Raw genomic sequence first — 20,172 nt, 5'->3', positions numbered from 1 at the left:
ACCCGCAGGAGCGGGGGGAACGATCAGGTGTGACCGACCCGGGATCGCCGGGCGGACTGGGCTCCTACATGAACACGCGCCGTCGTCCAGCTGTCGGGACGCTTTCGGACGAGCGCAACGGGCAGACCCTAGGCAGAGCCGGAAGAGGCCGTCCACGGCCGTCATCATTTTGTGACCTGTGCAAACGACCGTCGCTGACGACCGGAAACATCCCGGCAATGTACGGGCTTCCACCGCACACTTTCCGGCAGTCTGGGACGCACCCCGGACGACATGATCATGAGGCCGCTCTGCTCTGCTCACGCTGCGTGTGCGCCCTCCCGCGTCCGCCGCCGGTCGGAGGGGCCGTCGCACGTCCGGGGCCCGGGTCAGCGGCGGACGAGGAGGGCGCGGACGGCGGGGAGCAGCGGGCGGTCGGCCGGGATCCAGTCCAGGTCCTCCAGCTCCTCGGGCCCCAGCCAGCGCAGCTCGCTGTGCTCGTGGGCGACCAGCTCACCGGCAGTGACCAGGCCCGACCACAGGCGCAGGGTGGAGGCGCCCGGCACGCCGCCGGCGACCACGCCGTCCAGCGGCACCTCACCGAGGAAGGCCCCGGGCGTGATCCCGACGCCGAGCTCCTCGCGGCACTCCCGGACCAGCGCCGACACCTCGGGCTCCCCCGGCTCCACCTTGCCGCCGGGGAACTCCCACAGCCCGGCCAGTGGCCCCGAGCCGCGCTGCGCGACCAGCACCCGCTGCCGGTCGTCCACCAGCGCGGCGCCGACCACCTGGGTGACCTCCTGCGCCCGCCGGGCGGCGGCTGCTGCATAGGCGTCCAGGTGCACCTGCATCGCCCGCTCGACCCGGCGTCGCGGCACCAGCCCATCCAGCCACCCCGGCAACGCGGCCTCCGCGTCGACCTGCTCCTCGACGAGGGTGCCGGCCGCGGTGGCGGTGAAGGAACGGGTGTGGACCAGGGTCCGCCAGCCGCTGCCGAGCGCCGCCACGTGCACGTCGCGCCAGGGCCGCTCCGAGACGACCTCCTGCAGCGGGTGCGGCCACGGCCGCCCCAGGGACCGGGCGACGTCGAAGGCGACGGTCAGGGGCGCCTCCACCAAGGTGGTGAACCGCAGCTGGAACACGGGGAGCAGCGTCGCAGACACGGCAGGATGACCGGCGTGCGCATCTCCGCCCGGGTCGACTACGCAGTCCGCGCCGCCGTCGAACTCGCCGCGGTGGCACCCGACTCGCTGACCTCGGAGCGGATCGCCCAGGCACAGGGCATCCCGGCCCGCTTCCTGCAGGCCATCCTCGGCGACCTGCAGCACGCCCGGCTGGTGACCAGCCAGCGCGGCCGGGAGGGCGGCTACCGGCTGGCGATGCCGCCGTCGGAGATCTCCGTCGCCCGGGTCATGCGGGTGGAGCAGGGCTTCCTCGCCGAGGTGCACGGACAGCGCCCCGAGGACGTCGAGTACCCGGGCGCCGCCGGGCCGCTCGCCTCGGTGTGGGTGGCGGCGCGGGAGTCCTACCGCCGGGTGCTGGAGAACGTGACCCTGGCCGACGTCGTCGCCGGCACCATGCCGCCGCACGTGGCCGAGATGATCGAGCTGGACAGTGCGTGGCGTTCCTTCGGCGTCCCGGCCGCGGACTGACCGCGCGCGCGGACGGGAACACGAGTCGGCTCGGTGTGGCACGATCGACCCGTGACGGACTGCGGCGCCCTCCTCGTGGAGCGCCTGCACGTCGACCTGGCGCGGGTCTCCAGCGCCGCCTGTCGCGCCGCGCGCTGACCACGGCCCCGGTCCCCCGCAGCCTCCCTGCTGCACCCACACCCGGCCGCGTCGCGCACGCTCGGCGTGCCGGCGCAGAGGAGAACGACTGACGTGTCGACCCCCACCCGCAGCAGCAACCGCCCCGTCCGTGGACAAGGACAGTGGGCGCTGGGCTACCGCGAGCCGCTGAACCCGAACGAGCGGATGAAGAAGGACTCCGACGGGTTGGACGTGCGCCAGCGGATCCTGGACATCTACGCGCACACCGGCTTCGACGGCATCGACCCCGGCGACCTGCGCGGCCGGATGCGCTGGATGGGCCTGTACACCCAGCGGGCCCAGGGCATCCCTGGCGGCAAGACCGCCGTGCTGGAGGCCGAGGAGCTCGAGGACTCCTACTTCATGATGCGGGCCCGCATCGACGGCGGGGCGCTGACCAGTGAGGCCCTCCGGGTCCTCGGCGGGATCAGCACCGAGTTCGGCCGGGACGTCGCCGACGTCACCGACCGGCAGAACGTCCAGTACCACTGGATCCGGATCGAGGACGTGCCGGAGATCTGGCGACGACTCGAGTCGGTCGGCCTGAGCACGATGGAGGCCTGCGGCGACGTACCGCGCGTGATGCTGAACTGCCCGATGGCCGGGATCCTCGCCGACGAGGTGATCGACGCCTCCGAGGTGCTGGCCGAGACGGTCGCGAAGTACCTCGGCGACCCACAGTTCAGCAACCTGCCGCGCAAGTGGAAGACGTCGATGTCCGGCTGCGTCGACCACTGCACCGAGCCCGAGATCGACGACGTCTCCTTCGTCGGCGTGGTGAACTCCGCCGGCGAGGCCGGCTACGACCTGTGGGTCGGCGGCGGTCTGTCGACCAACCCGATGTTCGCCAAGCGGATCGGCGTCTTCGTCCGCCCCGACCAGGTCACCGACGTCTGGGCGGCGTGCACCTCGATCTTCCGCGACTACGGCTACCGCCGGTCCCGCAACCACGCCCGGATCAAGTTCCTGATGGCCGACTGGGGCCCGGAGAAGTTCCGCCAGGTGCTGCAGGACGAGTACCTGCACGCCGAGCTGCCCGACGGCCCGGCCCCCGCCCCGGCGGAGCACGACCAGCGCGACCACGTCGGGGTCAGCAAGCAGAAGGACGGCACCAACGCGCTGGGCTTCGCGCTGCGCACCGGCCGGATCAGCGGCACGCTGCTCACCCGGATCGCCGACCTGGCCGAGGAGTACGGCACCCAGGGCGGGCGGATCCGGACCACGACGCAGCAGAAGCTGGTCATCCTCGACGTCCCCGACGAGCGGGTCGAGGACCTGGTCGCCGCGCTGGCCGAGCACGACCTGCTGGTGCGCCCCAGCGCCTTCCGCCGCGGCACCATGGCCTGCACCGGGCTGGAGTTCTGCAAGCTCGCGATCGTCGAGACCAAGCAGCACGCCCAGGAGCTCTACGCCGAGCTGGAGCGCCGGCTGCCGGAGTTCGACGAGCCCATCGGGATCAACGTCAACGGGTGCCCGAACAGCTGCGCCCGGTTCCAGACGGCGGACATCGGCTTCAAGGGCATGATCGTCCGCAACGCCGCGGGCGAGAGCGTCGAGGGCTTCCAGGTCCACCTGGGCGGCCACCTCGGCGTCGACGCCTCGTTCGGCCGGAAGTTCCGTGGTCACAAGATCACCAAGGAGGAGACCGCGGACTACTGCGAGCGCGTGCTCCGCGGCTACCTCGACCGCCGCGAGCCCGGCGAGCGGTTCGCCGCCTACGTGGCGCGCGCCGACGACGAGTGGCTGGTGTGACCCCGCAGGACCCGAGCGGTGTGACAGACAGCACGTCCGGAAGGACGCGCCAGCTGCCACCGTTCCACTGTCCGTACTGCGGCGAAGAAGACCTCACCCCGCACGGTGACGATGCAACCGGCTGGCACTGCGGTGCCTGCCTGCGGACCTTCACCCTGCGGCTGACCGGAACGGGGGTGCAGCACCCATGACGATCGCGATCACCACACCGACGCCGGAGCTCGCGGCCGAGGCCGATGCACGCTTCGAGGGCATCACCGACCCGGTCGAGCAGGCGCTGGCCGTGCTCACCTGGGCCGGGGAGACGTTCGGCGACTCCTTCGCCATCACCTCCTCGATGGCAGACGGGCTGCTGGCGCACCTGGCCAGCCGCGCCGTGCCCGGCGTGAACGTCGTCTTCCTCGACACCGGCTACCACTTCGCCGAGACGATCGGCACCCGCGACTGGATCACCGGCGTCCTGCCGATCACCCTGCACAACGTCCAGCCGCCGCTGACCGTCGCCGAGCAGGACGCCGAGCACGGGCCGAAGCTCTACGAACGCGACCCCGACCTCTGCTGCTCCATGCGCAAGGTGCAGCCGCTGGCGCAGGCGCTGGCCGGCTTCACCGCCTGGGGATCGGGCGTGCGCCGCGACGAGTCCGCGACCCGGACGGGCACCCGGGTCGTCGACTGGGACGCCAAGCGCGGCATGGTCAAGGTCAACCCGTTGGCCGCCTGGACCCAGGACGACGTCGACGGCTACGTCGCCGAGCACCAGGTGCCGGTCAACCCGCTGTCGGAGATCGGCTACGCCTCGATCGGCTGTGCACCCTGCACCCGCCCGGTCGCCCCGGGCGAGGACCCGCGCGCCGGCCGCTGGGCCGGGAAGAACAAGGTCGAGTGCGGGCTGCACACCTGATCCTGTCGGATCCGGCGAGCACACTGCCGGCATGGCCCGCCGCATCCTGCTGACCCCTGACGAGCTCTCCGACGCCCTCGAGGAACTGCCCGCGTGGGCGGGGGACGTCCACGGCATCCACCGCCGGGTGAAGGGGATCGACTTCCGCAGCGCCGCCCGGTGCGTGGCAGCCCTGGCCGACGTCGCCGAGGAGCTGGACCACCACCCCGACGTCGAGATCAGCTACGGCGACCTCACCGTCCACCTGATCACCCACTCGGTGGACGGGGTGACCGAGCTCGACGTCGAGTTCGCCCGTCGGGCCGACCTCCATCTGGACGACCAGTCCGAAGACGGCGCGTAGGGCGCCCGGGGGACACAGCCGCGAGGAGCCCGGCCGCTGTCCGCGGCCGGGCTCCTGCGTCAGCTGGTCAGCTGCCGATCCGACCGCCGTCGGTCCGGTAGACGACAGCCACGCTGGGGCGCGGGTACGGCCGGTCGGCCAGCTGGTCCGGCCAGGTGCTCGACGGCGACTCACGCGTCGACCCGGTGGTCTCCCCGGGGTGCTGCACCGAGACGAAGACCGAGCGGGAGTCCGGGGTGATCAGCGGCCCGCTGCACTCCGCACCGATCGGCACCGTGAGGAACGCCTTGAGGTGACCGCGCTCCGGTCCGGCCGTCGGGACGGCGAAGAGCCCGTCGTTGGTCCCGGCGTAGGTGCCGACCTCCCGGTTCCGGGTGGAGAGCACGTTCCCGTCGGTGGAGATCCACAGGTTGCCGGACAGGTCGAACTCCAGGTTGTCCGGGCAAGAGAGGGCACTGACCTGGCTCTTGTCGTAGCCGGCGAAGTACGTCCCGGGGGTCTCCGGGTCACCGGCCACGATGAACACCCGCCAGTAGAAGTCGTCCCCGGCGATCCCGTCGGTCTCCAGCCACTCCAGCACGTGGCCGTTGCGGTTGCCGGCCCGCTCCTCGTAGGTGCCGTCCTCGATGTCGAAGGCGAAGGACCGGGACACCGGGTTCGGCTCGTCGGCGACCTCGCGCCGCGAGTTGTTGGTCAGCGCGGCGTAGACCCGGCCGTTGACCGGGTTCACCTGGATGTCCTCGGGCCGGTCCATCTGGGTGGGCAGCTGGGACGGGTCGAGGACCACCGGGGCGGCCGGGTCGGGGAAGTCGCCGTTGGCGTCCAGCTCCTTGCCCAGCCGGTCAGCGGCCAGCCGGGTGAAGGTGAGCACCCACGGCACCGACTTGCCCGGGATCATCGACTGCCCGTCCTTCACCAGCGGGATCCACTGGCCGGTGCCGTCGAACTCGCCGTCGGCCGGCACGCTCGCCAGGCCGTCGATCTGCTCCGGCGGCGAGTCGCCGGTGAAGCGTGCGACGTAGAGGTCGCCCTCCTCCAGCAGGGTCATGTTGTGCGCCCGCGACTCGCGGTCGATGCCGGGCCGGTAGCGCGCCTTGGACACGAACTTGTAGATGTAGTCGAACCGCTCGTCGTCACCGGAGTACGCGACCACCCGGCCGTCCTCGGCGATCTGGACGTTGGCGCCCTCGTGCTTGAACCGACCGAGGGCTGTGCGCTTCTTCGGCGTGGACGTGGGGTCGTACGGGTCGAGCTCCACGACGTAACCGAAGCGGTTCACCTCGTTGGGCTCCCGGGTGAGGTCGAACCGAGGGTCGATCTCGTCCCACCGGCGGCCGGGGAGCTCCTCGGTGGAGATGCCGTAACGGGACAACCGGGGCTCCCGCGGATCCTCCGTGATGACCGTCGACGTCCCGAAGTACTGGTTGAAGTTCTCCTCACCGTGCAGGGTCGTGCCCCACGGCGTCACCCCGCCGGCGCAGTTGTTCAGCGTCCCGAGGACGTGCCGGCCCGCAGGGTCGGCGCTGGTCTGCACGTACTCCGAGCCGGCCACCGGGCCGGTCAGCTCGAAGGGCGTCACCGCCGTGATGCGACGGTTGCGCTTCCCCCGCCGGTCGGGCTGCCAGTTGCCCGAATTGCCCTCCCGACGCAGCTCCACCACCGAGATCCCGTGGGCCATCATCGCGATGCGCTTCTGCACCTCGGTGGTCGGCGCCTCCTCGTCGGCCACGCCGGCGAACATCAGCTGCTCGTCGGTGTACTCGTGGTTGACCACCAGCAGCGCCCGCCGCCCCTTCCGGTCCAGCGGCAGCAGCCCGATGTAGTCGCAGTTGTAGCCGAACTGCATGGCCTGGGCCTCCGGCGTCTGGGCGTCGACGTCGAAGTCCGGGGCGTCCGGCAGCACCGGGTCGCCCCAGCGCATCACCACGCCGTGGGTGTAGCCGGTGGCAGTGACCAGTTCGTCGAGCAGGTTCTGCTCGACCGGCTCGAAGGTGAGCGGCGCGTTGGGCGCCGGCCGCCAGTTCAGCAGGTCCGCATCGTCGGCCCGTGCCGGGGCGGCCTGCAGCGGACCGGCCGCCACGACCAGGGCTCCGGCCCCGGCGGCCTTGAGCATGGTCCGCCGGCTGAACGCACCCTCGACGACCTCGCCGATGGTCGGGTTGTCCGTCTTGTTCGGCACGGGGGAGTCGCAGGCGTTGCCGCACTTGTAGAAGCACGTCGTGTGGCTGCGGCTGCCATGTCGAACCGAGTTCAGGAGCGGCAGCAGGAGACGACGGCGGGCAGGGACGATGTCCGTCATGGGGAGTCCTCTGGTCGGGTGGGACGTTCCACGGACGCTAGGTCGGCCAGGTCATCCAAGCGGTGAACGGACGGAGAATCCAGAGTTGCCTGTGGGGCTCCTGTGCGTGTTCGGGCGTGTCGCGCCCGGTGTCGGACCAGCGACGCGTGACGCGGGCTCGCCGCACCCGAGCAGGCTCAGGCGGTGACGGGGAGGACGAGCACCTGCAGCAGCCGGTCGGCCTCGGCGTCCGGGTCGGCGGTGAGCCCGGTGTGCACGGCGCTGGGCTGGACGACCGTGCTGCGGGGCGCGGTCAGCCAGCGGAACCGCGACCCCAGCGCCTCCCGCCCGGCCGCGCCGGCCGCGACCGCGGCCGAACAGACGTCGGCGGCCGCCTGCAGCGCGGCGGTGATCGCCACCGGGTCCGCCGTCGGGTCGAGTGCGCGCAGCCGGTCGACGTCCAGGTGCACGCGCGAGCCCAGGTAGTCCCGCTGCCGGCAGTAGACGAGCACCCCGGCGTTGATCGACTCCCCGCGCTCGACCCGCGGCACCACCCGCAGCACCGCGTACTCGAAGGTGTCCCTGAGTGTCACAGCCCTCATCGCTGGGTCACGCCCTCGGGCGGCGGCGGACCGAGCCAGCTCGGCCGGTTCTGCCCCCGCGGCGCGGTCCGTCGCCCCGCGCCGCCGGCCTCGGCCGCCGCGACGACGCCGGGGAGCCAGGCCTCGCGGGCGGCCAGCCGCTGCAGCAACTGGCCGACGTAGCGGGCGCGGACCTCGTCGGCGGGCTCCTCGGCCGTCGGCCCCTCCAGCCACGCATCGGGCACCTGGGCCAGCACCTCGGTGAGCAGCGGGCCGGTGACCTGCGGGGCCAGCGCGGCGTCGGCGGCCACGACGTCGGGGGCGCACTCCACCAGGGCGTGCTGGGCCGCGTCGTAGGCGCGGGGGACGGCGGCGGGCGCCCCCGGCCAGTTGTGGTGGAAGGTCAGCGCGGCACCGTGGTCGATCAGGTGCAGCCGCCCGTGCCAGAAGAGCATGTTCGGGTTGCGCCACGACCGGTCCACGTTGCCGATCAGCGCGTCGAACCAGAGCACCCGCCCGGCGAGCTCCGGGTCGACCTGGGCCGCACCCGCCTCGAAGTCCAGTGCACCGGGCAGGTAGTCCATCCCGAGGTTGGTCCCGGCGGAGTTGCGCAGCAGCTCCTGGACCTCCTGGTCCGGCTCCCCCACCGCCAGCTCCGGGACGACGTCCACCGTCACCAACGCGGGCACCGGCAGGGACAGCCGGCGGGCCAGCTCCCCGCAGACCACCTCGGCGGCCAGCACCTTGACGCCCTGCCCGGCGGCCCGCCACTTGACCACGTAGGTGCCGAGGTCGTCGGCCTCCATGAGCCCCGGCAACGAGCCACCCTCGCGCAGCGGGGTGACGTAGCGGGTGGCGGAGACGGCGGGGAGCACAGTGCTGGGCACCCTACCGGCGGGCCGGGGCACGGCTGGGGACACTGACGGCGTGGGACTCCTCCGCCGCACGACGCTGCTGCAGCTGGCCGACGCGCCGTTCACCTACCCCGAGGTCGGGGCCACCCGGGAGGCGACCCTGCCGGCCGGCTACGACCACGTCGAGCGGTCCGCCGTCGTCGGCTCCGGCCGGGCGGAGTTCGACCGGGCCGCAGCCGCGGTCTTCCGCTGGGCCGCCCAGCGGGGCGCGGGTCTGCGCGTCCAGGCCGACGGGCCGGCCAGCACCCCGGGCACGGTCGTGCTGATGACCGCGGGGCTGCGCAGGCTGGGGCTGGACGTCCCCTGCCGGGTGGTGTGGGCGGTCGACGAGCCCGGGCGACGCGGGTTCGGCTACGGCACGCTGCCCGGGCACCCGGAGAGCGGTGAGGAGTCCTTCGTCGTCACGCTGGAGCCCGGTGGCGACGTCGTCTACACGCTGCGGGCGTTCTCCCGGCTGGCGACGCCGCTGGCCCGGCTCGGCGCCCCGGTCAGCCGGCGCGCGCAGCGGCTGGCCCTGGACCGCTACGTGGTGGCGATCCGCCGAGCCGCCCGGCAGGGGTGACCTAGGCGCCTGCCTTCGCCCGCTCCTCCTTGATCATGTCCTTGCTGCGGACCAGCCGCAGGAGGGTGACCACGAACAGGCCACCGGCCATGTTCAGCAGCACGGTGTACCAGAGCCAGGCGAGCCAGTCGCCGTAGCCGAACGGCGCCCCGGCGTGCAGCGCGGCGAAGATGATCAGCGAGTCCAGGATCGAGTGGAACAGCTGCAGCCCGGCCAGCACGAAGGCGCCGCCGACCGCAGCCACGATCTTGGCCGGGTCGGACTCGGTGCCGTGCTGCATCCGGGTCATCAGCGTGATGGCGATGCCGGCCAGGAAGGCCAGCGACGCCGACTGCAGGTCCAACGGTGAGTCCACGAAGTGGACGGCGCTCTCGATCGCCGTGGCCCGCAGGTCCGGGAAGGCCCGGACGACCAGCCACATGAACATCCAGCCGCCCAGCAGGTTGGCCACCAGGGTGCCGCCCCACAGCTTTCCCAGCTGCGCGAAGCTGGCCCGACCGGCGGCCACGGCGGTCACCGGGACGAGGAAGCCCTCGGTGAACAGCTCGCTACGGGCCAGCAAGAGTGCGATGAAGCCGACCGAGAAGGCCAGCCCGGCCAGCAGGTGGCTGCCCGTCTCGGCGTAGACGGCGAACAGCAGCAGCACCCCGGTGCCGACCTCGAGCCCGCCGGCGAAGCCGGTCGTGAGCACCTCACGCCAGTTGCGGTGCAGCCGCTGCGCACCGTCGCTGACGATGACGTCGAAGGCCTCCTGCAGCTCGTCCTCGGTGGCACCGTCGGTGTCGCCGAGCTCCTCGCGCGCCGCGTCGGTGTCGCCGAACTCCTCGTTCGAGGGGTTGGTCTCCCCGAGGTCCTCACGGGTGGTGCCCACGGTGCTCTCCTGCCACGACGGCCGGGCAGTCGGGCGCCGCGGTCCTGCGCGGGCCTACCCGCTGCCGACCCGACCACACCCGACACCGACCACGTCACACGTCGCCGGACGCCGTTTCTCCACCGCCGAGGACCGGGTAGCGGACCCCGACCCCTTCTCCGAGCACAGGAGCTCCCGCATGCCCCCGAAGCGCCAGCCCGACCAGTCCGCCCCGGCCACCGTGAGCGCCACCGGCGTGGCCTACGAGGGCCCAGAGAAGGGCCGGGACCCCCGGGCCCAGGCCGGCGAGTTCCTCACCACGCCCAACGGCGTCCGCATCCCGGACACCGACCACTCGCTGAAGGCGGGACGCCGCGGGCCGGTGCTGCTGGAGGACTTCCACCTCCGCGAGAAGATCATGCACTTCGACCACGAGCGGATCCCGGAGCGCGTGGTGCACGCCCGCGGCGCCGGGGCGCACGGCGTCTTCACCGCCTACGGCAACGCGGCCGGGGTCACCCGGGCCGCGGTGCTGGCCGAGGAGGGCCTGGAGACGCCGGTGTTCGTCCGGTTCTCCACAGTCCTGGGCTCGCGCGGCTCGGCCGACACCGTGCGCGACACCCGCGGTTTCGCGACGAAGTTCTACACCAAGGAGGGCACCTGGGACCTGGTCGGCAACAACATGCCGGTCTTCTTCATCCAGGACGCGATCAAGTTCCCCGACATCATCCACGCCGGGAAGCCGCACCCGGACCGGGAGATCCCGCAGGCCCAGTCGGCCCACGACACGTTCTGGGACTTCGTCTCCCTGCACACCGAGGCGACCCACCACACGATCTGGAACATGAGCGACCGGGGCATCCCGCGCTCCTACCGGACGATGGAGGGCTTCGGCATCCACACCTTCCGGCTGGTCAACGCCGACGGCGAGACGTCGCTGGTCAAGTTCCACTGGAAGCCCAAGCTCGGCGTGCACTCCCTCATCTGGGAGGAGGCCCAGATCGCCGCCGGCGTCGACCCGGACTTCCACCGCCGCGACCTGGCCGACGCCATCGAGGCCGGCGCGTACCCGGAGTGGGAGCTCGGCGTCCAGGTCATGCCGGACACCGACGAGGAGACCTTCGAGGGGATCGACCTGCTCGACCCCACCAAGATCGTCCCCGAGGAGCTCTGCCCGGTGCAGCGGATCGGGAAGCTGGTGCTGACCGGCAACCCGACGAACTACTTCGCCGAGACCGAGCAGGTCGCCTTCCACACCGGTCACCTGGTGCCCGGCATCGAGGGCACCAACGACCCGCTGCTGCAGGGCCGCAACTTCTCCTACCTGGACACCCAGCTGAGCCGGCTCGGTGGCCCGAACTTCACCCAGATCCCGATCAACCGCCCGCACGCCCCGGTCAACGACAACTCCCGGGACGGCTTCCACCAGCACGGGATCCCCGAGGGCCTGGCGGCGTACAAGCCGAACAGCGTGGACGACGACTCCCCCACCCTCGCCGACGCGAGCCAGGCGGCCTACGTGCACGTCCCGCGGAAGGTCGCCGGCGAGGTCGTCCGGGGCGCCCCGGCGTCCTTCGACGACCACTTCTCGCACGCCGCGCTGTTCTACGCGAGCCTCTCGGCGGACGAACAGAAGCACGTCGCGGAGGCGTACACGTTCGAGCTCGGCAAGGTCTACGAGCAGGCGATCAAGGAGCGCACGCTCGGCGTGCTGGCGAAGATCGACACCGAGCTGTGCCGCGCGGTGGCCGAGGGCCTCGGCCTGCCGGCACCGGAGGGGACGCCGGTCGAGCACCTGGCGCCCAGCCCGGCGCTGGCCCAGGTGACCGGGGAGTCCTACCCGATCGAGGGCCGGCTGGTCGGCGTCGTCGCCGGCCCCGGCGCCGACATCGCCGGGGTCACCGCGCTGCGCGAGGCGCTGGAGGCGGAGGGCGCGATGACCAAGCTGATCGCCCCCACCGGCGGCGAGCTGAGCGACGGGGGCGCCACCGAGATCGTGGAGCGGACCTTCGTGACCGCGCGGTCGATCGAGTTCGACGCGGTCGTCGTCGCCGGCGGTGCGCCGAAGGAGAAGGACGTGAAGTCCGTCGTCCTGCTGCTGGAGAGCTACCGCCAGCTCAAGGCGATCGGCGCATGGGGCGACGGCGCCGAGGTGCTGACCGCCACCGGCATCGACGTCGACGGCCCCGGCGTGCTCACCGCGGACAGCGCCGGCGCCCTGGCCGGTGACCTGATCGCCGCGATGGGCAAGCACCGCGTCTGGGAGCGGGCGCCGCTGGTGACCGCCTCGCAGGTGCCGCCGGCCGCCTGACCCACACCGGGTGCCGGGACGCAGGCGACTGCGTCCCGGCACCCCGGTCAGCGCTTCGGCAGCTCCAGCGCCGACGGCCCGAACCGCTCCACCCGCACCGACTCCGGCGGCAGCCCCAGCCCCACCAGGAGCTGACTGGCCGACTCGGCGAAGCCTGCGGACCCGCACACGAAGGCGGTCTGCCCGGGCTCCCACAACGGGAGCAGGTCCATCGCGGTCAGCCGGGCCGCCGGGCGGATGCCGTGCGCCTCCCGGGTGAGCGCGATCAGCGCCCCCGCCTCGAGCAGCTCGTCGGCGTAGGGCAGCTCGGCGAGCGTGCGGGCGGAGACCGCCACCCGGAGCAGGTCCAGCCTGCCCAGCGCCCGGGCGTGCCGGACCATCGCGACCAGCGGGACGACGCCGCTCCCCCCACCGACCAGCAGTGCCGGGGTGACGCCGTCCCAGACGAACCAGCCACCGATCGGGCCGCGGACCTCCAGCTCGTCACCGGGCTCTACGACGTCGGCGAGGTAGGTGGAGACCTCGCCGTCGTCCAGCCGCTCGACGAACAGCTCCACCAGCGGGTCACCCGGCGCCGAGGCCACCGAGTACGAACGCTGCGCGGTGTACCCGTCCTCGGCGGTCAGCCGGACGACGTAGTGCTGGCCGGGCAGGTGGTCGATGCGGTCGTGCACGTCCAGCCGCAGCTCCACCGCCCGGGCGATCGGCCGACGCAGCCCGGCGACCGTCGCCGTCCGCCATCCCCCGGCCGGCGCGCGTCCTCCGTCAGTCACCCTGGTACCGCTGCTGCTTCCACGGGTCGCCGCGGTCGTGGTAGCCGTTCTGCTCCCAGAAGCCGGGCTGGTCGCGCTTGAGCACGGTGATCCGGCTGATCCACTTGGCGCTCTTCCAGAAGTACAGGTGCGGCACCAGCATCCGCACCGGCCCGCCGTGCTCGGCGGTCAACGGCTTGCCGTCGAACTCCCACACCAGCCACGCCTTGCCACCGGTGACGTCCTCGATCGGCAGGTTGGTGGTGTAGCCGGTCTTGGACGTCGCCATCACGAACCGGCCCTCGGCCGTGGGCTGGGCGACGTCGAGCAGCGAGTCGACGCTGATGCCGCCGAACCGGGTGTCGAACTTCGACCAGGTGGTGACGCAGTGGATGTCGCCGCGGTACTCGGCCGACGGCAGCGCGTGCGCCTCGTCCCAGGTCCAGGTGGTCGGGGTGGCCACCTCGCCGTCGACGGTGATGCTCCAGGTCTCCGGGGCGATCCGGGGCGTGGGCTCGGCGGTCAGCACCGGCCAGTCACTGCCGGCGTCGTACTGGCCGGGTGGGAGCCGGGGGTCTCCGGCCGCGCGGCGGCGGCCGAGGAAGCCGCGGGTGGGTCCAGGCACGTCGTCGTCCTCTCGGGGCACCGGACTGGGGTGAGGACGATCTTCCTCCACCCCCGAGGCCGCCGTCTCCCTGGGTGGCAACGCCGTTTCCGGGCCGGGCCGGAGCCCGGGACCGGTCAGGGTCGCCTTACATGAGCTGTGTCACGGTGCGTTCACCTGGGTGTCATGTGGGCACTGGGCTTACCTTTGGCCCTGTGGCGACAGTGACGACGCAGCCGGCCCAGCGCAGGGCCCCCAAGACCGGCCGGTTCGACAACTCGGTCGTGAAGAAGACCGTCATGGCGGTCAGCGGGATCATCATGATCCTCTACTTGCTCGCCCACATGGTGGGCAACCTGAAGGCCTTCTCGGGTCCCGAGTCGTTCAACAGCTACTCCGGGTGGATCCGCACCATCGGGGAGCCGGCGCTCCCGGCGCAGACGGCGCTGTGGATCATCCGGCTCGTGCTGCTCGCCGCGGTGGTGCTGCACTTCTGGGCGGCCATCTCGCTGTGGCGGCAGGCCCGGCGCGCGCGCCCGGTGCCCTACGTGACCAAGAAGCGGGTGCAGCAGAGCTTCGCCTCGCGCACCGTCCGCTGGGGCGGGCTGATCCTGGCGCTGTTCATCATCTGGCACATCCTGGACCTCACGCTCGGTGCGGTGAACCCGGTGGGTCACGACTCCACGCCCTACGACCGTCTGGTCGCCAGCTTCTCCAACATCCCGATCACGCTCTTCTACGTGGTCTCGATGGTGCTGCTCGGCCTGCACCTGCGGCACGGCATCTTCGCCGCCACGCAGACCCTCGGCCAGACGAACAAGCGCCGCGAGCGCGCCGTCAACGGCCTCGCCTACCTCGTCGCAGGGGTCATCACCGTGGGCTTCCTGCTCGTACCGCTGTCCGTCGCCTTCGGCTTGATCGACTGAGAGAGAAGGACACCGTCATGCCTCTCGAGCTCTTCACCGTGGGCGAGCCCATCGCCGACACCACGGCACCCCGCGACGTCCCGCTCCCCGACCGCTGGAACGAGCGCAAGTTCCGCGCCCGGCTGGTCAACCCGGCCAACCGCCGCCGGCTCTCGATCATCGTCGTCGGCACCGGCCTGGCCGGTGGCTCGGCGGCGGCCACGCTGGCCGAGATGGGCTACCGGGTCAAGAACTTCTGGTTCCAGGACAGCCCCCGGCGCGCGCACAGCGTCGCGGCCCAGGGCGGCATCAACGCGGCCAAGAACTACCGCAACGACGGCGACAGCGTGCACCGGCTGTTCTACGACACCGTCAAGGGCGGCGACTTCCGCTCCCGCGAGGACAACTCCTACCGGCTGGCCGAGGTCAGCGCCGCGATCATCGACCAGGCCGTGGCCCAGGGCGTGCCGTTCGCCCGCGAGTACGGAGGCCTGCTGGACAACCGCTCCTTCGGTGGCGCCCAGGTCTCGCGCACCTTCTACGCCCGTGGCCAGACCGGCCAGCAGCTGCTCTACGGCGCCTACCAGGCGCTCGAGCGGCAGATCGGGCTGGGCAACGTCGAGCAGCACCCGCGCACCGAGATGCTCGACCTGATCGTCGTCGACGGGAAGGCCCGGGGCATCGTCGTCCGGCACCTGATCACCGGCGAGATCACCAGCCACTTCGCCGACGCCGTGGTGCTGGCCTCGGGTGGCTACAGCAACGTCTTCTACCTCTCCACCAACGCCAAGGGCTCCAACGTCACGGCGGCCTGGCGGGCGCACAAGCGCGGCGCGCTCTTCGCCAACCCCTGCTACACGCAGATCCACCCGACCTGCATCCCGGTCAGCGGCGACTACCAGTCGAAGCTGACGCTGATGAGCGAGTCGCTGCGCAACGACGGTCGGGTGTGGGTGCCCAAGGAGCGCGGCGACGACCGCAACCCCAAGGACATCCCCGAGGACGAGCGGGACTACTACCTCGAGCGCAACTACCCGGCGTTCGGCAACCTGGTGCCCCGCGACATCGCCTCGCGCCAGGCGAAGGCGGTCTGCGACGAGGGCCGCGGGGTCGGGCCGAACGGCCTGGGCGTCTACCTGGACTTCAGCGACGCCATCGCCCGGGTCGGCCAGGCCGCCATCGAGGCGAAGTACGGCAACCTCTTCGACATGTACAACCGGATCACCGGTGAGAACGCCTACGAGACCGGGATGCGGATCTACCCGGCCGTGCACTACACGATGGGCGGGCTCTGGGTCGACTACGACCTGTCGTCGAACATCCCCGGCCTGTTCGTCATCGGTGAGGCCAACTTCTCCGACCAGGGCGCCAACCGGCTGGGTGCCAGCGCGCTGATGCAGGGCCTGGCCGACGGCTACTTCGTGCTCCCGAGCACGATCAGCAACTACCTCGCCGACGGGCCGTTCCCCGCCGTCGACGCCACCCACCCTGCGGCGGTCGAGGCCGAGCAGTCCGTCCGCGCCCAGACCGAGCGGCTGCTGTCGATCAACGGCACCCGCACGGTCGCCTCGTTCCACCGCGAGCTGGGCAAGCTGATGTGGGACCTGTGCGGGATGGAGCGTTCGGAGCCGGGCCTGCGCAAGGCGCTGGACCGGATCCCGGAGATCCGGCACGAGTTCTGGACCAACGTCAAGGTCTCCGGCGAGCAGGGCATCTTCAACCAGAACCTGGAGCACGCCGGCCGGGTCGCCGACTTCATCGAGCTCGCCGAGCTGATGTGCGTCGACGCACTGCACCGCAACGAGAGCTGCGGCGGTCACTTCCGGGCCGAGAGCCAGACGCCGGAGGGTGAGGCGCTGCGCGACGACGAGAACTACGCCTACGTCGCCGCGTGGGAGTACACCCCGGAGGGCGAGCCGCCGGTGCTGCACCGCGAGGCCCTCGAGTACGAGTACGTCCACCTTGCCCAGCGGAGCTACAAGTGACAGCACACCGGAGCTACAAGTGACCAGCACAGAGACCCGGACGATGAGCCTGACGCTGCGCATCTGGCGTCAGCGCGACCGGACCAAGAAGGGCAAGATGGTGACCTACCACGTCACCGACGTCTCGCCCGACATGTCGTTCCTCGAGATGCTCGACGTGCTCAACGAGAAGCTGATCCTCGACGGCGACGACCCGGTGGCCTTCGACCACGACTGCCGCGAGGGCATCTGCGGTTCCTGCGGTCTGATGATCAACGGCATCGCGCACGGCCCGGAGCAGACCACCGTGTGCCAGCTGCACATGCGGTCGTTCTCCGACGGTGACGTGCTGGACATCGAGCCCTGGCGCGCCGGCGGTTTCCCGGTGGTCAAGGACCTCGCGGTCGACCGGTCGGCGTTCGACCGGATCATCTCCGCCGGCGGGTTCATCAGCGCCCCCACCGGCACGGCTCCCGAGGCGCACTCCACCCCGGTGCCGAAGAAGAACTCCGACGCCGCCTTCGACGCCGCGACGTGCATCGGGTGCGGTGCCTGCGTGGCCGCCTGCCCGAACGGCTCGGCCATGCTGTTCACCGCGGCCAAGGTCTCCCACCTCGGGCTCATGCCGCAGGGCCAGCCCGAGCGGGACAGCCGGGTGCTGAAGATGGTGGCCCAGCAGGACGCCGAGGACTTCGGTGGCTGCAGCAACATCGGCGAGTGCTCCGCCGTGTGCCCCAAGGGCATCTCGATGGAGACCATCTCCCGGCTGAACCACGACCTGCTCGGCGCGCTGCGGGCCGGCGGCGTCCCGACCAGCTGAACGAAGGACGCAACCGAACGGGCCGGTACCCCACTGGGGTGCCGGCCCGTTCGGCGTCCTGCGAGTCGATGTGGAGACGCACGATGACCCCTGTGACCGGACCTGCGCTCGTCTTCGACGGCGACTGCGCCTTCTGCACCCGCTGCGCCGACGTCGCCCGGCGGCTGCTGCCGGCCGACGTGCAGGTGGTCCCGTGGCAGTACACCGACCTGGCGGCGGCCGGGGTGAGCGCCGCACGGGCGCAGACGGAGGTGCTGTGGTTCGACCGGGACGGCGCGGTGGCCGGTGGTGCACCGGCGGTCGCGCAGGCCCTGCGGGCGGCGGGTCTGCCGTGGTCGGTGCCCGGCGTCGTCCTCTCCGTGCCGCCGGTGCGGTGGGTCGCCCCGATCGCCTACCGGCTGGTGGCGGCCAATCGGCACAGGCTCCCCGGCGGGACGGCGGCCTGCCGGGTGCCCCCGCCGGACGCCGGCTGAGTCAGGCCGCCGCGTCGGTGCGCTCGTCGACCAGGCGGAGCAGGGGCGGGGCGAGGGCCTCGGCGACCAGCGCGTAGCCGGCCGAGGACGGGTGGAAGCGGTCGGCGGAGAACAGCGAGGGGTCGGCGGCGAACCGCCGGGCCAGCTCCGGGGCGACCGGGGCGACGACGGCACCGGCCCGCTCCGCGGCGACGGTCTGCCGGTTGCGCAGCAGGTCGCAGATGCCCGCGACGACCGGCCGCAGGGCCGGCGGCACCCAGGCCACCGACGACAGGTCGGGCGTGGGGACGACCAGCACCGCCGCGCCGGTCCTCCGGAGGTCCTGGACGGCCGCGCCCAGCGCCTCGGCCGCCCGGACCGGTGACACCTGCCGGGTCAGGTCGTTGGCGCCGACCACGATCAACGCGACGTCGACGGACCCGGTCACCCGGCGGACCTGGGCGGCGAGGTCGAGCGAGGTGGCACCGGGCACCGCGACCACCTGCGGGTCGACGTCGTGCCCGGCCTCCTGCAGCGAACGGGTCAGTCGTGCGCCGAGGGTGTCCCGCGCCGTCGCGGCGCCGGTGCCGAACGCGAGGGAGTCGCCGAGGACGAGGAAGCGGAGCGTCACACCCGGTCAACGCCCTGATGCCGCCCGGTGTGCCGTGATCCGGACCTCGCTGCGGCGGCTCAGCCGCCCTGGGCGAAGAGCGCGGCGGCCTGGGCGTCGTCCACGAACGGGTACTTGACCTTGAACTGGGCCAGCGCGTCCGGCACCGAGAGCACGTGCGTCTCCCGCTTCCCCGCGGTGTCGATGGTCTGCACGGTCACCATGTCGCCGTTGATCGGGACCCAGTGCGTCTCGGCGTAGTCGGTGAAGACGTTCATGCCCCCATGGTCTCCCCTGCGCTGCCCGTGCCCCGAGTGACCAGGCCCAGGCCGCGAGTTGCTTTCTACAACTCATGGTGTCGAGAGGCTCAAGGAGCGTGCCGGAACGTCCGACCTCTCTGTCAGGTCACCTGATCGGGTGAACGAGGGCAGTGGAGGGACACGAGGACATGGGCACCGAGGCAACGACCCAGCGACGGACCGGCCAGCGTCCGGTGCGCCGCATGGCCGGGGTGGTCGTCGTGGCGGCCCTCTGCCTGGTGGCGGCTCCCGGCACCGCCGGAGCGACCCCGACCAACCCCTCCGACGAGCAGATCGGCGCTGCCCGGCAGCAGCAGGACACCGCCGCACAGCAGGTCGGCGCCCTGTCTGCCGAGCTCGCCACCGCCCAGGCCGAGGTGGACGCCGCCCGGGCCCGGTCGGCGATCGCGCTGGACACCTTCCAGGCAGAGCAGGCCGAGTACGAGGTCGCCCAGGCCGCCGCCGACGCCGCCGCGGCCACCGCAGACGCCGCCGCCGCCGAACTGGCGACCGCCCGCACGGCCATCGCCGCGTTCGCCCGGCAGAGCTACCAGCAGGGCAGCACCTCCCCGACGCTGGAGGCGCTGACCACCGCCGACGGGCCGGCCCAGATGCTGGAGCGCGCCGCCCTCCTCGAGGCCGCCGGCGCCCACCAGGGTGACGTCGTCGTCGAGGTGACGGCCGCCGAGGAGCGGGCCCGCGCCGCCGAGACCGCTGCGCACGCCACCCTGGCCGAGGCCGCGACGCTGAAGGAGGAGGCCGAGGACGCGCTGGCCGCCGCCGAGGAGCTGGAGGCCGGCGCCCGCGCGCAGGCCTCCGGCCTGGCAGCCCGACGGGCCACCCTGGAGCAGGAGCTCGCCCAGGCCCAGCAGGCCCTCCTCGGCCTGGAGGGCGCCCGCGCCGCTGCCGCGCAACACGCCGCCCAGCAGGCGGCCGCCGCCGAGCGCGCCGCGACCGAGCGGGCTGCGGCGGAGCGCGCTGCGGCCGAGCGGGCGACCGCCGAGCGGACGCCGGCTCCCACCCGCTCCCTCGTCTCCGCACCGCAGAGCGGCGCCTCCGCCGGCACCGGCGACTCCTCCGCGGTCGAGACCGCGATCTCCGCCGCCCGGCGCCACCTGGGCACCATCTACTCCTGGGGTGGCGGCTCGCTCAACGGACCGAGCATGGGCTGGGGCGTGGACGCCGGCATCGTCGGTTTCGACTGCTCCGGGCTCACCCGCTACGCGTACGCCCAGGCCGGCATCTCGATCCCGCGCAACAGCCGCGCCCAGTACGCGGCCCTGCCCAAGGTCTCCCGGTCGGAGCTGCAGCGCGGCGACCTGGTCTTCTGGGCCACCAACACGAACAACCCCGCGACCATCCACCACGTGGCCATCTACCTCGGGGGCGGTCAGATCCTGGAGGCGCCGCAGAGCGGCTCGGTCCTCCGCGTCACGTCGATGCGGTGGAGCGGCTTCATCGGCGGCACCCGCCCCACCGCCTGA

Annotated in this window: 21 protein-coding genes; 12 read left to right on the top strand and 9 right to left on the bottom strand. The window is 72.2% G+C overall.

Annotated features, from left to right (window positions below):
• Nucleotides 1-368: 368 nt before the first annotated feature.
• On the bottom strand, nt 369-1,121 hold the full coding sequence (locus O2V63_RS02825) for a (deoxy)nucleoside triphosphate pyrophosphohydrolase (RefSeq protein WP_269166051.1): 753 nt from the start codon (nt 1,119-1,121) through the stop codon (nt 369-371).
• A gap of 27 nt (nt 1,122-1,148) precedes the next feature.
• Here O2V63_RS02825 and O2V63_RS02820 point away from each other — a divergent pair, with 27 nt between their 5' ends.
• The 5 genes from O2V63_RS02820 to O2V63_RS02805 all read left to right on the top strand — a co-directional run bounded on the left by O2V63_RS02820 (nt 1,149) and on the right by O2V63_RS02805 (nt 4,786).
• Complete coding sequence (locus tag O2V63_RS02820) at nt 1,149-1,631, top strand: RrF2 family transcriptional regulator (protein WP_442928981.1); 483 nt, start codon at nt 1,149-1,151, stop codon at nt 1,629-1,631.
• 33 nt (nt 1,632-1,664) lie between these two features.
• Nucleotides 1,665-1,769, top strand: a complete 105-nt coding sequence (locus O2V63_RS20770; protein WP_442928980.1) for a putative leader peptide — start codon at nt 1,665-1,667, stop codon at nt 1,767-1,769.
• Nucleotides 1,770-1,862: 93 nt separating this feature from the next.
• Nucleotides 1,863-3,542: a nitrite/sulfite reductase gene (locus O2V63_RS02815; RefSeq protein WP_269166050.1), complete on the top strand. Its 1,680-nt coding sequence runs from the start codon at nt 1,863-1,865 to the stop codon at nt 3,540-3,542.
• Between the two features lie 187 nt (nt 3,543-3,729).
• Nucleotides 3,730-4,443, top strand: a complete 714-nt coding sequence (locus O2V63_RS02810) for a phosphoadenylyl-sulfate reductase (protein ID WP_269166049.1) — start codon at nt 3,730-3,732, stop codon at nt 4,441-4,443.
• A gap of 31 nt (nt 4,444-4,474) precedes the next feature.
• The gene (locus O2V63_RS02805; RefSeq protein WP_269166048.1) at nt 4,475-4,786 is read left to right on the top strand and encodes a 4a-hydroxytetrahydrobiopterin dehydratase; all 312 of its coding nucleotides are present in this window, start codon (nt 4,475-4,477) and stop codon (nt 4,784-4,786) included.
• Nucleotides 4,787-4,853: 67 nt separating this feature from the next.
• On the opposite strand, the gene O2V63_RS02800 is transcribed toward O2V63_RS02805, so the two are convergent.
• The 3 genes from O2V63_RS02800 to O2V63_RS02790 all read right to left on the bottom strand — a co-directional run bounded on the left by O2V63_RS02800 (nt 4,854) and on the right by O2V63_RS02790 (nt 8,532).
• Nucleotides 4,854-7,085 carry a PhoX family protein gene (locus tag O2V63_RS02800; RefSeq protein ID WP_269166047.1) on the bottom strand — a complete coding sequence of 744 codons (2,232 nt, stop codon included), beginning with the start codon at nt 7,083-7,085 and terminating at the stop codon, nt 4,854-4,856.
• Nucleotides 7,086-7,261: 176 nt separating this feature from the next.
• A complete protein-coding gene (locus O2V63_RS02795; protein ID WP_269166046.1) occupies nt 7,262-7,666 on the bottom strand; it encodes a DUF3037 domain-containing protein in 405 nt (134 codons plus the stop codon).
• On the bottom strand, nt 7,663-8,532 hold the full coding sequence (locus O2V63_RS02790) for a HipA family kinase (RefSeq protein WP_269166045.1): 870 nt from the start codon (nt 8,530-8,532) through the stop codon (nt 7,663-7,665). The genes O2V63_RS02795 and O2V63_RS02790 overlap by 4 nt, the downstream gene beginning before the upstream one ends.
• Nucleotides 8,533-8,572: 40 nt before the next feature.
• Here O2V63_RS02790 and O2V63_RS02785 point away from each other — a divergent pair, with 40 nt between their 5' ends.
• Nucleotides 8,573-9,121, top strand: a complete 549-nt coding sequence (locus O2V63_RS02785) for a DUF1990 family protein (RefSeq protein WP_269166044.1) — start codon at nt 8,573-8,575, stop codon at nt 9,119-9,121.
• Between the two features lies 1 nt (nt 9,122).
• On the opposite strand, the gene O2V63_RS02780 is transcribed toward O2V63_RS02785, so the two are convergent.
• Nucleotides 9,123-9,992, bottom strand: a complete 870-nt coding sequence (locus O2V63_RS02780) for a formate/nitrite transporter family protein (RefSeq protein ID WP_269166043.1) — start codon at nt 9,990-9,992, stop codon at nt 9,123-9,125.
• 178 nt (nt 9,993-10,170) lie between these two features.
• On the opposite strand from O2V63_RS02780, the gene O2V63_RS02775 reads away from it, so the two are divergent.
• Entirely contained in the window at nt 10,171-12,282 is a 2,112-nt protein-coding gene (locus O2V63_RS02775) for a catalase (protein WP_269166042.1), read from the top strand.
• Nucleotides 12,283-12,329: 47 nt separating this feature from the next.
• Here O2V63_RS02775 and O2V63_RS02770 read toward each other — a convergent pair whose 3' ends face one another.
• Together O2V63_RS02770 and O2V63_RS02765 are read right to left on the bottom strand one after the other, a co-directional pair.
• The gene (locus O2V63_RS02770) at nt 12,330-13,055 is read right to left on the bottom strand and encodes an FAD-binding oxidoreductase (RefSeq protein WP_269166041.1); all 726 of its coding nucleotides are present in this window, start codon (nt 13,053-13,055) and stop codon (nt 12,330-12,332) included.
• Nucleotides 13,048-13,659 carry a sulfite oxidase-like oxidoreductase gene (locus tag O2V63_RS02765; RefSeq protein WP_036337654.1) on the bottom strand — a complete coding sequence of 204 codons (612 nt, stop codon included), beginning with the start codon at nt 13,657-13,659 and terminating at the stop codon, nt 13,048-13,050. Before O2V63_RS02765 ends, O2V63_RS02770 begins: the two co-directional genes overlap by 8 nt.
• A 194-nt stretch (nt 13,660-13,853) precedes the next feature.
• Here O2V63_RS02765 and O2V63_RS02760 point away from each other — a divergent pair, with 194 nt between their 5' ends.
• The 4 genes from O2V63_RS02760 to O2V63_RS02745 all read left to right on the top strand — a co-directional run bounded on the left by O2V63_RS02760 (nt 13,854) and on the right by O2V63_RS02745 (nt 17,800).
• On the top strand, nt 13,854-14,564 hold the full coding sequence (locus O2V63_RS02760) for a succinate dehydrogenase cytochrome b subunit (protein WP_036337418.1): 711 nt from the start codon (nt 13,854-13,856) through the stop codon (nt 14,562-14,564).
• 17 nt (nt 14,565-14,581) lie between these two features.
• Nucleotides 14,582-16,528 carry a fumarate reductase/succinate dehydrogenase flavoprotein subunit gene (locus tag O2V63_RS02755; RefSeq protein ID WP_269164958.1) on the top strand — a complete coding sequence of 649 codons (1,947 nt, stop codon included), beginning with the start codon at nt 14,582-14,584 and terminating at the stop codon, nt 16,526-16,528.
• Between the two features lie 19 nt (nt 16,529-16,547).
• Complete coding sequence (locus O2V63_RS02750; RefSeq protein ID WP_269166038.1) at nt 16,548-17,327, top strand: succinate dehydrogenase/fumarate reductase iron-sulfur subunit; 780 nt, start codon at nt 16,548-16,550, stop codon at nt 17,325-17,327.
• A gap of 83 nt (nt 17,328-17,410) precedes the next feature.
• Nucleotides 17,411-17,800, top strand: coding sequence for a thiol-disulfide oxidoreductase DCC family protein (locus O2V63_RS02745; protein WP_269166037.1), 390 nt, complete (start codon nt 17,411-17,413; stop codon nt 17,798-17,800).
• A gap of 1 nt (nt 17,801) precedes the next feature.
• Here the strand turns inward: O2V63_RS02745 and O2V63_RS02740 are convergent, their stop codons facing one another.
• Together O2V63_RS02740 and O2V63_RS02735 are read right to left on the bottom strand one after the other, a co-directional pair.
• The gene (locus tag O2V63_RS02740; protein WP_269166036.1) at nt 17,802-18,410 is read right to left on the bottom strand and encodes an SGNH/GDSL hydrolase family protein; all 609 of its coding nucleotides are present in this window, start codon (nt 18,408-18,410) and stop codon (nt 17,802-17,804) included.
• Between the two features lie 59 nt (nt 18,411-18,469).
• Complete coding sequence (locus O2V63_RS02735) at nt 18,470-18,667, bottom strand: hypothetical protein (protein ID WP_269164962.1); 198 nt, start codon at nt 18,665-18,667, stop codon at nt 18,470-18,472.
• A 170-nt stretch (nt 18,668-18,837) separates the two neighbouring features.
• Between O2V63_RS02735 and O2V63_RS02730 the strand changes: the two genes are divergently transcribed.
• On the top strand, nt 18,838-20,172 hold the full coding sequence (locus O2V63_RS02730; protein WP_269166034.1) for a C40 family peptidase: 1,335 nt from the start codon (nt 18,838-18,840) through the stop codon (nt 20,170-20,172).

The organism is Modestobacter sp. VKM Ac-2977, from assembly GCF_026968045.1.
Taxonomy (GTDB): Bacteria; Actinomycetota; Actinomycetes; order Mycobacteriales; family Geodermatophilaceae; genus Modestobacter.
This window is presented reverse-complemented; position numbering and strand designations above follow the sequence as displayed.

Excerpts from the sequence above, each read along its gene's own strand:
- O2V63_RS02730 (WP_269166034.1), top strand. The coding sequence starts at position 18,838 with ATGGGCACCGAGGCAACGACCCAGCGACGGACCGGCCAGCGTCCGGTG.
- O2V63_RS02775 (WP_269166042.1), top strand. The coding sequence starts at position 10,171 with ATGCCCCCGAAGCGCCAGCCCGACCAGTCCGCCCCGGCCACCGTGAGC.
- O2V63_RS02745 (WP_269166037.1), top strand. The coding sequence starts at position 17,411 with ATGACCCCTGTGACCGGACCTGCGCTCGTCTTCGACGGCGACTGCGCC.
- O2V63_RS02800 (WP_269166047.1), bottom strand. The coding sequence starts at position 7,085 with ATGACGGACATCGTCCCTGCCCGCCGTCGTCTCCTGCTGCCGCTCCTG.
- O2V63_RS02805 (WP_269166048.1), top strand. The coding sequence starts at position 4,475 with ATGGCCCGCCGCATCCTGCTGACCCCTGACGAGCTCTCCGACGCCCTC.
- O2V63_RS02755 (WP_269164958.1), top strand. The coding sequence starts at position 14,582 with ATGCCTCTCGAGCTCTTCACCGTGGGCGAGCCCATCGCCGACACCACG.
- O2V63_RS02810 (WP_269166049.1), top strand. The coding sequence starts at position 3,730 with ATGACGATCGCGATCACCACACCGACGCCGGAGCTCGCGGCCGAGGCC.
- O2V63_RS02820 (WP_442928981.1), top strand. The coding sequence starts at position 1,149 with ATGACCGGCGTGCGCATCTCCGCCCGGGTCGACTACGCAGTCCGCGCC.
- O2V63_RS02795 (WP_269166046.1), bottom strand. The coding sequence starts at position 7,666 with ATGAGGGCTGTGACACTCAGGGACACCTTCGAGTACGCGGTGCTGCGG.
- O2V63_RS02735 (WP_269164962.1), bottom strand. The coding sequence starts at position 18,667 with ATGAACGTCTTCACCGACTACGCCGAGACGCACTGGGTCCCGATCAAC.